Annotated in this window: 10 protein-coding genes; 4 read left to right on the top strand and 6 right to left on the bottom strand. The window is 60.9% G+C overall.

The genetic code is table 11. The features are described from left to right. Positions 1–148: 148 nt before the first annotated feature. The 4 genes from BM300_RS25705 to BM300_RS25720 form a co-directional block, all read right to left on the bottom strand. The gene (locus BM300_RS25705) at positions 149–397 is read right to left on the bottom strand and encodes a DUF1652 domain-containing protein (protein WP_092464339.1); all 249 of its coding nucleotides are present in this window, start codon (positions 395–397) and stop codon (positions 149–151) included. A 239-nt stretch (positions 398–636) separates the two neighbouring features. After that, positions 637–2,121 (bottom strand): helix-turn-helix transcriptional regulator, encoded by a 1,485-nt coding sequence (locus tag BM300_RS25710; RefSeq protein WP_092464341.1) that lies wholly within the window; start codon positions 2,119–2,121, stop codon positions 637–639. 84 nt (positions 2,122–2,205) lie between these two features. After that, the gene (locus tag BM300_RS25715) at positions 2,206–3,489 is read right to left on the bottom strand and encodes a Zn-dependent hydrolase (RefSeq protein ID WP_063320667.1); all 1,284 of its coding nucleotides are present in this window, start codon (positions 3,487–3,489) and stop codon (positions 2,206–2,208) included. Between the two features lie 83 nt (positions 3,490–3,572). Then, the gene (locus tag BM300_RS25720) at positions 3,573–5,051 is read right to left on the bottom strand and encodes an NCS1 family nucleobase:cation symporter-1 (RefSeq protein ID WP_092349282.1); all 1,479 of its coding nucleotides are present in this window, start codon (positions 5,049–5,051) and stop codon (positions 3,573–3,575) included. A 607-nt stretch (positions 5,052–5,658) separates the two neighbouring features. On the opposite strand from BM300_RS25720, the gene hydA reads away from it, so the two are divergent. From hydA to preA, 3 genes are all read left to right on the top strand, one after another. Next, a complete protein-coding gene (gene hydA / locus BM300_RS25725; protein WP_092464343.1) occupies positions 5,659–7,098 on the top strand; it encodes a dihydropyrimidinase in 1,440 nt (479 codons plus the stop codon). A 183-nt stretch (positions 7,099–7,281) separates the two neighbouring features. Continuing rightward, positions 7,282–8,649, top strand: coding sequence for an NAD(P)-dependent oxidoreductase (locus tag BM300_RS25730; protein ID WP_092464345.1), 1,368 nt, complete (start codon positions 7,282–7,284; stop codon positions 8,647–8,649). Further along, positions 8,650–9,924, top strand: coding sequence for an NAD-dependent dihydropyrimidine dehydrogenase subunit PreA (preA, locus tag BM300_RS25735; RefSeq protein ID WP_092464347.1), 1,275 nt, complete (start codon positions 8,650–8,652; stop codon positions 9,922–9,924). A gap of 71 nt (positions 9,925–9,995) precedes the next feature. On the opposite strand, the gene BM300_RS25740 is transcribed toward preA, so the two are convergent. Both BM300_RS25740 and BM300_RS25750 read right to left on the bottom strand, forming a co-directional pair. Beyond that, a complete protein-coding gene (locus BM300_RS25740; RefSeq protein WP_072341959.1) occupies positions 9,996–10,616 on the bottom strand; it encodes a TetR/AcrR family transcriptional regulator in 621 nt (206 codons plus the stop codon). A 232-nt stretch (positions 10,617–10,848) separates the two neighbouring features. Beyond that, positions 10,849–11,217, bottom strand: coding sequence for a DUF6124 family protein (locus BM300_RS25750; RefSeq protein WP_092464351.1), 369 nt, complete (start codon positions 11,215–11,217; stop codon positions 10,849–10,851). A gap of 899 nt (positions 11,218–12,116) precedes the next feature. Between BM300_RS25750 and BM300_RS25755 the strand changes: the two genes are divergently transcribed. Continuing rightward, the coding region (locus BM300_RS25755) for an OprD family outer membrane porin (RefSeq protein WP_371914671.1) at positions 12,117–12,834 on the top strand (718 nt) is incomplete at its 3' end.

Raw genomic sequence — 12,834 nt, forward strand, 5'->3', positions numbered from 1 at the left:
TGCGCAGCAGCCCCTCTCAAGCTCACTCAATCAACCTGATCCACCGCGTCGCCGGGTTCCAGGGCCGCTGCGCGACCCAGCGGGAGCAAGCTCCCTCGCCACAAGGTGTGCGGTGCCTGATCTTTGGTGATTAGGCTGTCCTGATCATTTATACCGGGTCACTGCGATGCAGCGGGGTGTTTTCAAGCTCATAACGCAGTTCGTCGATCAACTTGGCGATGCTCTCTTCCGAACGGACGCTGTCGACACTCATGCCGCTCACCACCAGGTCCACCTCACCGCTTTCACGGTGATACAGGCGTACAGTGAGGGTGCCGTCACCATTGAGGCTGCATTCGCAGGCCAGCGGCGTAAAGCTTTCTTCCAGGCGGGTGCGCAAGGGGGCCAGATGGGTCATGAAATGCACCTCAGCCCTGGGGGCACAAATGAACGGTGGACAGCACCGACCTCCTGGTCCGCATAGGCATCCTGTCGCTCTCATACTGGGTTAGTTCACTGCACATTGTGGCGTATTCCTTGACTGTTTCGTGGGGACGCGACATCACAGACGATGTCGCACACTGACAGCCTAAGGAACCGCCCCCCCATGCAAAACCCGAATTTGCACCAGCATGCCCGGTGCATTTGCACTGGCTATCATGGTGCCTTCATTCGCCATTCGTTCGCGAACAACCCCCGCTCCCGCGCCCAGACAATCGCCTCGCTGCGGCTATGGACATCCAGTTTCGAATACAGCGTAGCCACGTGATTGCGCACGGTATTGGGCGCCAGCTTCAGGCGCGCGGCGATTTCCTTGTCCGCCAAGCCTTCGCAAATCAGCCCCAGCACGTCGCGCTCCCGGGCCGTCAGCTCGGTGAATGACACACTGGGCACCTGGGCATTGATGCTCTTCACGTTAGCCAATTTTTCAATCAGGGTCCGACTGAACCAGGACGCATCTTTCATCACCTCTTCGATAGCCGCCACCAGCTCCAGCTCCGAGCGTTTGCGCTCGGTGATGTTCATCAGCACCAACAGATAGCAAGGTTTGTCCTGGATGAGCACCGTATCGGCGGCGACCTCACAGTCGATGAGTTCGCCACCCTTCTTGTGCACCTTGACGTCGATGCTCGAGACAGCGGCGGCCTTTTCCAGCCGGGCAAACAGCGCGGCGCTGGCGTCCTTGTCGAGAAAGCCGATTTCCTCCACGGTTTTTCCCAACAGCTCTTCGCTGGCGTAACCGGTGGTCTGGAGAAACGCCTCGTTGATTTCCAACAACTGCTGTTCAGCGCTGCACACCAGGGTGGGTACGGGCGACAGGCGGAACGACTTGGCAAAGCGCTCCTCGCTCTGGCGCAGAGCCGTTTCCGCCTTGCGTCGCGGCTCCATGTCCATGAAGGAAAACAGCATGCAGTCTTCATCGTGCAGGTCCAGCGGCTGGCCGGCGACGATCACCTGTTTGTTGGTGCCGTCGGGCAATTTCAACTCGGCCTGCATTTGCGGAATGGTCGCACCCTGCCCCAGGCGTTCGATGGCCAGGTCGCGTCTTTCGGCAGCTTCAAGCACGTCAAGCTCATAGACCGAACGCCCAATCACCTGCTCGCGACTGTAGCCGGTCATCTCCAGGAATCCCGGATTGACCTTGATGTAACGCAGGTCACTGAGGCGACAGATCACCGCCGGTGCCGGGTTGGCCCCGAAGGTTTTCTCGAAGCGCTGCTCGGCGCTGGCCCATTCGGTGGCATCGCTGAGGATCAGCACGAGAAGCTCCGGCTCGCCGTTGCGGTCGGCCAGCACCATGCTGCGGATCCGATGCACCCAGGTCCGATCCGGGTCGGCCTGGGGCGTGACTTCCACCAGCACATCGCTGAACTCATCGCCACGGGCAACCCGGGCGATGGGGTAGTTGTCGTCGCTCAGCGGGTGATTGTTGCGATAACGCAAATTGAAACGCCGGGCGTATTGCCTGGCCGTGGTGCCCAGCTCACTGAGATCCTTGACCCCGTGCATCGCCAAGGCCGCTGCGTTGGCCCAGGCAATGGTCTGGTCGACCTCGATCAACATCACCCCGTCGGACAGCCCGGCAATGATCTGCAGCAATTGACGACGGTTGGTATCGGTGGTCGGGACTTGCTGATTCATTGGGTCTCCATGTGGTCAGTAGGTTTCAAGCATGGATGCGTTGAAGGTTACGACCACATGGGTTTGCAATAGTGCATCGGCCCTTCAAGCCGCCATGCGCCCCTCGGCAATCGCTTGTGAGGCGGCCAGCATCGCTCGCAGCAGCACTGCGCAACCGGCGGCGAGATCGTCCGGGGCGGCATTTTCGATTTCGTTGTGGCTGATACCCCCTTCGCAGGGCACGAAGATCATCCCGGCCGGGCCCAGTTCGGCGAGGAAGATCGCGTCATGACCGGCACCGCTGACGATGTCCAGGTGGGACAGGCCCAGCCCTTGGGCAGCGCCGCGTACGGCGTCGACGCAGCCCTTGTCGAAATACAGCGGCGGGAAATCGGCCGTGGGTTTCAAATCGAAGGTCAGGCCATGTTGCTGGCAGGTGTCTTCGATCACCTGCTTGACCTCGGCGATCATCGAATCCAGCCGCGCCGGTTCCAGGTGACGAAAGTCCAGGGTCATGCGCACTTCGCCGGGGATGACATTGCGCGACCCCGGATAAGCTTGCAGGCACCCGACCGTGCCGCAGGCATGGGGTTGATGACCGAGGGCGGCGCGGTTGACGGCGCCAACGATGATCGAGGCGCCCACCAGGGCGTCCTTGCGCAGGTGCATCGGGGTCGGGCCGGCGTGGGCCTCGACGCCGCGCAAGGTCAGGTCGAACCATTTCTGCCCCAATGCGCCCATCACCACGCCGATGGTCTTGCCCTCGTCTTCGAGGATCGGCCCCTGTTCGATGTGCGCCTCGAAATACGCCCCCACCGGATGCCCGCTGACCGGGCGCGGGCCGGCATAGCCGATGGCATTGAGCGCCTGGCCCACGCTGATGCCCTCGGCGTCGACCTTGGCGAGGGTTTCTTCGAGGGTGAATTTTTCCGCGAACACGCCGGAGCCCATCATGCACGGGGCGAAACGCGAGCCTTCTTCGTTGGTCCAGACCACCACCTCCAACGGTGCTTCGGTCTCAATGTTCAGGTCATTGAGGGTGCGCAGCACCTCCAGCCCGGAGAGCACGCCAAAGCAGCCGTCGAACTTGCCACCGGTGGGCTGGGTGTCGATGTGGCTGCCGGTCATCACCGGTGGCAGGTTCGGATTGCGCCCCGGACGACGGGCGAAGATATTGCCCACCGCATCGATGCTGACGGTGCAGCCCGCCGCCTGGGTCCATTGCACGAACAGGTCGCGGGCCTGGCGGTCGAGGTCGGTCAGGGCCAGCCGACACACACCGCCCTTGACCGTGGCACCGAGCTGGGCCAGGTCCATGAGCGATTGCCACAGGCGATCGCGATTGATGTGCGGGTGGGTGGATTGCAGGACGTCGATGGCTGCGTTCATGGGGATCTCCATTTTTTCAGGCATGTTTTCGGTGTACTTGAGGCCACTATCGCGAGCGAGCTCGCTCGCGATGAGGCCCTTCCTCACACCGCGGTTTTAGCGACGGATGGGCTCGCTCGCATACTGCACAACCCGTAATAAATCACCCCGCCCAGCGCCGAGCCGGTGAACCAGCCGTAGCTGTAGAACCAACTGAACGCATCGCTGCCCAGGGACAGCAGCGTCAGCACCACCGGCACGCCAAAGGCGATGAAGCCATTCCAGTTCCACGCCGGGTAAATGTCGTCGCGGTACAACCCGGCCAGGTCCAGTTGCTGTTTCTTGATCAGGAAATAATCCACCACCATGATCCCGGCAATCGGCCCCAGCAGGCTCGAATAACCCAGCAGCCAGTTGGAATAGACCGACTCCAGGCTGACCTCGGACACAATCAGGCCAAGCTTCTTCAGCAGTTCGTGGGCCATCAGCGCCAGCCCCACCAACCCGGTGAGCATCACCGCCTTGGTGCGACCGATCAGTTTCGGCGCAAGATTCTGGAAGTCGTTGGTGGGCGAGACGATGTTGGCGGCGGTGTTGGTCGAGAGCGTGGCGACAATGATCAGCACCATCGCCAGAGCCACCCACACCGGGCTCTGGATGTGCCCGATCAAGGTCACCGGGTCGGAGACGGTCACCCCCACCAGTTTTTCCGAGGCGGCGGTCATGACCACGCCGAGGGAGGCGAACAGGAACATGGTCAATGGCAGGCCAATGATCTGCCCCACGATCTGGTCTTTCTGACTCCTGGCATAACGGCTGAAGTCAGGAATGTTCAACGACAGCGTGGCCCAGAAACCGACCATGGCCGTCAGGCCGGCAAGGAAGTAGCTGGTCACGCCGGCGCCTTCGGGACGCTTGGCCGGGACCGCCATCAGTTCAGTCAATGAAACGTTGGGCAATGCCCACACCAACAGACCGACGCCCACCAGCACCAGCAGCGGCGCTGACAAGGTTTCCAGCCACTTGATCGACTCGGCACCGCGCAGCACCACCCACAGGTTGATGACCCAGAACACCATGAAGCCGATCACTTCGCCGGTGCCACCCAGGCTCTTCCAGCCTTCGAACACCGAGCCGAGAAACAGGTGGATCGCCAGCCCGCCGAACATGGTCTGGATCCCGAACCAGCCACAGGCCACCAGGGCGCGGATCAGGCACGGCACGTTGGAACCAATCACGCCGAAGGATGAGCGCAACAGCACCGGAAACGGAATGCCGTACTTGGTTCCGGCAAAGGCATTCAGGGTCAGGGGGATCAGCACGATGATGTTGGCAAACAGAATCGCCAGCAGCGCCTCGCCCACTGTCAGGCCGAAATAGGCGGTGAGCACGCCACCGAGGGTGTAGGTCGGCACGCAGATCGCCATGCCTACCCACAGTGCAGTGATGTGCCATTTGTTCCAGGTTCGCTCGTGCACCTTGGTCGGCGCGATGTCGTGGTTATAACGGGGGCTGTCGAGGACGTCGCTGCCGGCTTCAAGCTCGAACAATCCGTCGCGCTCGGTCACTGTTGATCTGGTCATGTCCGCTCCACTGTTTTCATTATTTTTGCTCATCGACGGGCGATGGCCGGAGTACTTGCACGCGTGCTCCCGACCACCCCGCCAGACCACGACGGCACTCAATAACCGTGCCGGATAATGCGCCGAGCTGACCGGATGATCGATATAACCCTTTCAACCTTTTGATGTTTAACGTTTTAAAGCCACGTTATTGCCTTGTTTCACTCCCTGCTTACCGCCCTTGAGGCTAGATGACCTTCACGCCCTGTCGAGGGGGAGATTCAAAGTGGTGCACCCCGGATCAACGCAAGGTGTCTAGATCGCACTTGCAACGCTTTCAAGCCGCTGATTTACCATGACAAATCTCGCTCAAATAACGATCCTGTCAAGTGCGTCAAAATGGTGAGCAGGCTCACCATTTTGGTGAATCTATAAATTAATCCTTCAATTTCAATAAGTTAATTAACGCATACGCTTATAAAAAATAATCTTGCTCATTTCATAAACTCCAGCTAGCGTCTAATCCTGACAGTCGTGACAAGAATATAAACCGCCACGACTTTACCTACCGTGATCGATAAAACATAAAGAACCGGCAACAGTCGGTCATGCCTGCGAGGAACTCGGAATGTCTCTGTTGATCCGTGGCGCCACCGTTATTACCCATGATGAAAGTTATCGCGCCGATGTGTTTTGCGCCGACGGCGTGATCAAGGCTATAGGTGAAGACCTGGAAGTTCCCGCTGATGCCGAAGTGCTCGATGGCGGCGGCCAATACCTGATGCCCGGCGGCATCGATCCCCATACGCATATGCAGTTGCCATTCATGGGCACGGTCGCCAGCGAGGACTTCTTCAGCGGCACGGCGGCAGGTCTGGCCGGGGGCACCACCTCGATCATCGATTTCGTGATTCCCAACCCCCAGCAATCGTTGATGGAAGCCTTTCACCAATGGCGTGGCTGGGCCGAGAAAAGTGCCAGTGACTACGGTTTTCACGTGGCGATCACCTGGTGGAGCGAGCAGGTTCGCGAAGAAATGGCCGAGCTGGTCAGCCATCATGGGGTGAACAGCTTCAAGCATTTCATGGCCTACAAGAATGCGATCATGGCGGCCGACGACACCCTGGTGGCAAGCTTCGAGCGCTGCCTGGAACTGGGCGCGGTGCCCACCGTGCACGCCGAAAACGGCGAACTGGTCTACCACCTGCAACGCAAGTTGCTGGCCCAGGGCATCACCGGGCCGGAGGCCCATCCGTTGTCGCGTCCTTCGCAAGTGGAAGGCGAAGCCGCGAGCCGGGCCATCCGCATCGCCGAAACCCTGGGCACACCGCTGTACCTGGTGCATGTGTCGACCAAAGAGGCCCTGGACGAAATCACCTACGCCCGCAGCAAGGGCCAACCGGTCTACGGTGAAGTACTGGCCGGGCATCTGTTGCTGGACGACAGTGTTTATCGCGACCCCGACTGGCAGACCGCCGCCGGCTACGTGATGAGCCCACCCTTTCGCCCACGCGGGCATCAAGAGGCTCTCTGGCACGGCTTGCAATCCGGCAACCTGCACACCACCGCCACCGACCACTGTTGCTTCTGCGCCGAACAGAAGGCTGCCGGCCGCGACGACTTCAGCAAGATCCCCAACGGCACCGCCGGTATCGAAGACCGCATGGCCGTGCTCTGGGACGAGGGGGTCAACAGCGGAAAATTGTCGATGCACGACTTCGTCGCCCTCACCTCTACCAACACCGCGAAGATCTTCAACCTCTACCCGCGCAAAGGGGCGATCCGCGTCGGCGCCGATGCCGACCTGGTGCTCTGGGACCCGCAAGGCAGCCGCACGATTTCCGCCAAGACCCACCATCAGCAGGTGGACTTCAACATCTTCGAAGGCAAGACCGTGCGCGGCGTGCCCAGCCACACCATCAGCCAGGGCCGGCTGGTGTGGGCCGACGGCGACCTGCGGGCCGAGCGCGGCGCGGGGCGCTATATCGAGCGGCCGGCGTATCCGGCGGTGTTCGATTTGCTGAGCAAGCGGGCGGAGTTGAACAAGCCAACCGCCGTGAAACGCTGAAATCCGGGCCTTTGATCGTTCCCACGCTCCGCGTGGGAATGCCTCTGGGGACGCTCCGCGTTCCGCTCTGGGACGCAGAGCGTCCCGGGCTGCATTCCCACGCAGAGCGCGGGAACGATCAAGGCAACGAAAAAAACCACTGCCCACCAGAGGCAGCACCTCAAACACCGTGAGGCCCACTCCATGATCCAGCCCTTGAGTCACCTCCCCCATTCCCAGGAAGACCCGGCCACCCTCGCCGCCCGCTTCAGCGACCTGGCGCCACCGCTCAATGCGCGCCAGGCCCACCTGGAAGCCTCCCGGTGCCTGTATTGCTACGACGCACCGTGCGTGAACGCCTGTCCAAGCGAAATCGATATCCCTTCATTCATCCGCAACATCCACCAGGACAACGTCCAAGGCGCGGCCCAGAAAATCCTCTCGGCCAACATCCTCGGCGGCAGTTGTGCCCGGGTCTGCCCCACGGAGATCCTTTGCCAGCAAGCCTGCGTGCGCAACAACGTCCATGAATGCGCGCCGGTATTGATCGGCCAGCTGCAACGCTACGCCGTGGATAACGCCCATTTCAGCGAACACCCGTTCAAGCGTGCCGCCACCACTGGCAAGCGTATCGCGGTGGTCGGTGCCGGCCCGGCGGGTTTGTCCTGCGCCCATCGCAGCGCGATGCACGGCCATGACGTGGTGGTTTTCGAAGCCCGTGAAAAAGCCGGCGGCCTCAACGAATACGGGATCGCCAAGTACAAACTGGTGGACGACTACGCCCAACGTGAACTGGACTTCCTGTTGGAGATCGGCGGCATCGAAATCCGCCATGGCCAGAAACTCGGCGAGAACCTGAGCCTGAGCGACCTGCACCAGCAGTTCGACGCGGTGTTCCTCGGCCTCGGCCTGGCGGCCAGCAAACAACTGGGCCTGAGCGACGAACAGGCGCCGGGGCTACTGGCCGCCACCGACTACATCCGCGAACTGCGCCAGGCCGACGACCTCAGCCAGTTGCCCCTGGCCGACCGCTGCATCGTGCTCGGCGCCGGTAACACCGCCATCGACATGGCCGTGCAAATGGCTCGCCTCGGCGCCCGGGACGTCAGCCTGGTGTACCGCCGTGGCTTGGAAGACATGGGCGCCACCGTCCATGAACAAGACATTGCCAAGGCCAATCAAGTGCGCCTGTTGACGTGGGCGCAGCCGCAACAGGTGTTGCTCGACGACACGGGGCATGTGCGCGGCATGCGCTTCTCCCGCACCCACCTGGAAAACGGTCGGCTGGTCATCGGCACCGACACCTTCGACCTGCCCGCCGACGCCATTTTCAAAGCCATCGGCCAAGCCTTCGATGACAACGCACTGGTGGACCCGCTGGCCCGGGAGCTCAAGCGCCAGGACGGGCGGATCCTGGTGGACGAACACCTGCGCACCAGCATTCCCGGTGTCTACGCCGGCGGCGATTGCACCAGCCTGGACCAGGACCTCACCGTGCAGGCCGTGCAGCACGGCAAGCTCGCCGCCGAGGCGATCAACACTCAACTGATGCTCAACGTGGAGGCTGCGTAAATGGCCGATCTGTCGATTGTCTTCGCCGGTATCAAAGCCCCCAATCCGTTCTGGCTGGCCTCCGCGCCGCCCACCGACAAGGCCTACAACGTGGTCCGCGCCTTCGAGGCCGGCTGGGGGGGCGTGGTCTGGAAAACCCTCGGGGAAGATCCGGCGGCCGTGAACGTGTCGTCGCGCTACTCAGCCCATTACGGCGCCAATCGCGAGGTGTTGGGCATCAACAACATCGAGCTGATCACCGACCGGTCCCTGGAGATCAACCTGCGGGAAATCACCCAGGTGAAAAAGGATTGGCCGGACCGGGCGTTGATCGTGTCGCTGATGGTGCCCTGCGTCGAAGAATCCTGGAAACGCATCCTGCCGTTGGTGGAAGCCACTGGTGCCGACGGCATCGAACTGAACTTCGGCTGCCCCCACGGCATGCCGGAACGCGGCATGGGCGCGGCGGTCGGCCAGGTGCCGGAATACGTCGAGCAAGTGACCCGCTGGTGCAAGACCTATTGTTCGTTGCCGGTGATCGTCAAGCTCACGCCGAACATCACCGACATCCGCGTCGCCGCCCGGGCGGCCCATCGCGGCGGCGCGGATGCGGTGTCGTTGATCAACACCATCAACTCCATCACCAGCGTCGACCTGGACCGCATGGTCGCCCTGCCCAGTGTCGGCAGCCAGAGCACCCACGGCGGTTATTGCGGCTCGGCGGTCAAGCCCATCGCGCTGAACATGGTCGCCGAAATCGCCCGCGACCCACAGACCCAAGGCTTGCCGATCTGCGGCATCGGCGGCATCGGCAGCTGGCGCGACGCGGCGGAATTCATCGCCCTGGGCAGCAGCGCGGTGCAGGTCTGCACGGCGGCAATGCTGCACGGCTTTCGCATCGTCGATGAGATGAAGGACGGCCTGTCACGCTGGATGGACGATCACGGCCACGCCAACCTCCAGGCGTTCTCCGGTCGCGCCGTGGATAACACCACCGACTGGAAGTACCTGGACATCAACTACCAGGTCATCGCGAAAATCGACCAAGAGGCGTGCATCGGTTGCGGTCGCTGCCACATCGCCTGCGAAGACACCTCACACCAGGCCATCGCCAGCCTCAAGCAAGCAGACGGCACGCGTAAATATGAAGTGATCGATGAAGAATGCGTGGGCTGCAACCTGTGCCAGATCACCTGCCCGGTGCAGGACTGCATCGAAATGGTGACGGTGGACACGGGCAAGCCGTTCCTGGATTGGAACCATGATCCGCGTAATCCCTATCATGTGGCGGTTTGAAAGTTGAGGTGCCTGGGCTGACGCCATCGCGAGCAAGCTCGCGATGAGGCCCTAAGCCACAGCATAAAACCTCAGGGCTCCAACCCAATCCCCCGCAAAATCACACTGGTCACGGTCTGCACCGCCCGTTCGAACTGCATGTCCGACAGCGGCTGGTGGTCGTTGAGGATGTTGATCTGGTGGTCGAAATCGGCATAGTGCTGGGTCGAGGCCCAGATCATGTAGAGCAGGCTTGAGGGTTCTATCGGGAGGATGCGTTTGTCTTCCACCCACTGGCGGATTTTCGCTTCCTTCATCTTGGCCCAGTCATAAAGGCTGGCGTCCAGGGCCTCACCCAGGGTCGGGGCGCCGTGGATGATTTCGTTGGCCCAGACTTTCGAGCCGTAGGGACGGCTGCGGGAGTGGTTCATCTTGGCGCGGATGTAGCTGCTGAGCACCACCCGGGGGTCGTCGAACATTTCGAAGCACAAGGCGTCCTGCTTCCAGACCTCCAGCAGGTCGAAAAGCACGGCGCTGTAGAGTTCGCTCTTGGTGCTGAAGTAATAGTGCAGGTTGGAACGGGGCAATTGCACTTCGGCGGCGATGTCGGCCATGGCGGTGCTGCCGAAGCCTTTTTCGGCAAAGACCTTCTCGGCGGCCAGCAGGATTTTCTCGACGTTACTGCGACGAATCTCGATCTTGTGATTGCCCATGAGGGCTCCCTGGGGACAGCGTTGGCCAAGGTTAGCATTCACTCACTTTCGATAACACTGGGGGCTCGCTCCCTATTTGACCGTGCATGTTCGGCGGATGTGCACAGTGCCCTTGTGGCGAGGGAGCTTGCTCCCGCTGGACTGCGAAGCAGGCCCAGGTTCTTTGTTTCAGCACAATTTTTTTGGGGCGGCTTCGCCACCCAGCGGGAGCAAGCTCCCTCGCCACGGGGGGTTATGTCGGCTGACGGGTTTCGATGTTGTCCAGTGCACGGTTTGCCAGCAGGCTGCCCAGTTCGATCAGTTGTTGGATGCCCAGGAGGAAATGCCGGCGTGAACCATCCAGGTCGAAAGCCAGGTCGTTGACCATGACATTGGCCGAGGCCAGGGTTTCGCTGAGGTTGGCGAGCAGGCTTTCGGTGTCGACGTCCTTGATGACGGTGAAGAGTTGGCCGGGCGCAGCCTCGGCTTCGGGCTTGTCCGGCTTGGGGTTCAGGTAATGGTCGAGGACGCGGTCGGTGATTTCGTCGCGTGTTTGGGACTTGGTTTTTTTGCGCGGTGAGGCTGAATCGGTGTTCGGTGGGTTGGGGGTTACTTTGAACATAGATGAAACTCCAGATGAGAAAGTTGGAGCCATCACTCTCGCTACCAGACGAAGGGTGGTGGCCATACGAAGGTTGGTAGACCGGTCATCTGGCACCCGGCGCGTCCGAGGACGCCCTACGCATGACCACCATAAAGCAGAGGCGTAAAAACCTTCTGCATCAGGTGCACTTGCGCCAGAAAAAACCGGGCTACCAAACCCGATCGCTGATTCCTCAGCGACCCGGAAACGATAAAACCCGACCGCCAGGCGCACAAGCCGGCGGATTCTGGCGCAGGTGTAGGCAATGGCGCAAGACGACGTAGCCCGATCCAGAAGGATCCTACATTCGGATAAACACTGCCCTGTTTGGACTGGGAATAGGGTCAACAGCACACCTGTGGCGAGGGAGCTTGCTCCCGCTGGGTGGCGAAGCCGCCCCAAAAATTTGTGCTGAAACAAAGAACTTGGGCCTGCTTCGCAGTCCAGCGGGAGCAAGCTCCCTCGCCACAGGAGATTTCTGCATCCATTAGATCGTGGGCATTCGACTAATGTCTTAGACCAGTCATCGCACAACTACACCCCGCACAACTGTTCTCAGAGTCCCGTACAGGCCTGGCGTCAAAGCCTTCTATCTTCACTTCGCTCACCTGCAACCATCGAAACGCCTCATTTTGAAGCACCCTCGGCTTGGATAATTCCGATAATGGCCAGTTGACAACGACGTGCGGCTTCCAAATAATCGCCCTCATGTTGTACGACGACGTATAACAAATAAAAACAACAAAAAAGTAGGGAGCGTCATAGTGAGCACACGTGTCCGTTTTTCGCCCGAGCACCGTCCAAACCACCGTACCCTTCTCAACACCAGCCCTGCACTGATCCTGCTCGGTTGCAGCAGCCTGTCTCTGTTTCTCCCGATGACCGCCAGCGCCGAAGGCTTCGTCGATGATGCCAAAGCCACGCTGAACCTGCGCAATGCCTATTTCAACCGTAACTTCACCAACCCGAACAATGCCCAAGGCAAAGCCGAGGAATGGACCCAGAGTTTCATCCTCGACGCCAAGTCCGGGTTCACCCAGGGCGTGGTCGGTTTCGGCGTGGACGTGCTCGGCACGTACTCGCTCAAGCTCGACGGCGGGCGCGGCACCACCGGCACGCAACTGCTGCCGGTGCATGACGACGGTCGCCCCGCCGATGACTTCGGTCGCCTGGGCGTGGCCCTCAAGGCCAAGGTGTCGAAGACCGAATTGAAGGTCGGCGAATGGATGCCGGTGCTGCCGATCCTGCGCTCCGACGACGGCCGTTCCCTGCCGCAAACCTTCCGTGGGGGCCAGGTGACCTCCACCGAAATCAGCGGCCTGACGCTGTACGGTGGCCAGTTCCGCGCCAACAGCCCGCGCAACGACGCGAGCATGGAAGACATGTCCATGAACGGCCGCGGCGCGTTCACCTCCGACCGTTTCAACTTCGGCGGCGGTGAATACGCCTTCAACGAAAAACGCACCCAGGTCGGCGTCTGGTACGCGGAACTGTCCGACATCTACCAGCAACAATATTTCAACCTGACCCACAGCCAGCCCATCGGCGACTGGACCCTGGGCGCCAACCTCGGCTACTTCACCGGCAAGGAAAACG

The organism is Pseudomonas sp. NFACC46-3 (assembly GCF_900114515.1).
GTDB lineage: Bacteria > Pseudomonadota > Gammaproteobacteria > Pseudomonadales > Pseudomonadaceae > Aquipseudomonas > Aquipseudomonas fluorescens_Q.

Excerpts from the sequence above, each read along its gene's own strand:
- BM300_RS25705 (WP_092464339.1), bottom strand. The coding sequence starts at position 397 with ATGACCCATCTGGCCCCCTTGCGCACCCGCCTGGAAGAAAGCTTTACG.
- BM300_RS25710 (WP_092464341.1), bottom strand. The coding sequence starts at position 2,121 with ATGAATCAGCAAGTCCCGACCACCGATACCAACCGTCGTCAATTGCTG.
- BM300_RS25715 (WP_063320667.1), bottom strand. The coding sequence starts at position 3,489 with ATGAACGCAGCCATCGACGTCCTGCAATCCACCCACCCGCACATCAAT.
- BM300_RS25720 (WP_092349282.1), bottom strand. The coding sequence starts at position 5,051 with ATGACCAGATCAACAGTGACCGAGCGCGACGGATTGTTCGAGCTTGAA.
- hydA (WP_092464343.1), top strand. The coding sequence starts at position 5,659 with ATGTCTCTGTTGATCCGTGGCGCCACCGTTATTACCCATGATGAAAGT.
- BM300_RS25730 (WP_092464345.1), top strand. The coding sequence starts at position 7,282 with ATGATCCAGCCCTTGAGTCACCTCCCCCATTCCCAGGAAGACCCGGCC.
- preA (WP_092464347.1), top strand. The coding sequence starts at position 8,650 with ATGGCCGATCTGTCGATTGTCTTCGCCGGTATCAAAGCCCCCAATCCG.
- BM300_RS25740 (WP_072341959.1), bottom strand. The coding sequence starts at position 10,616 with ATGGGCAATCACAAGATCGAGATTCGTCGCAGTAACGTCGAGAAAATC.
- BM300_RS25750 (WP_092464351.1), bottom strand. The coding sequence starts at position 11,217 with ATGTTCAAAGTAACCCCCAACCCACCGAACACCGATTCAGCCTCACCG.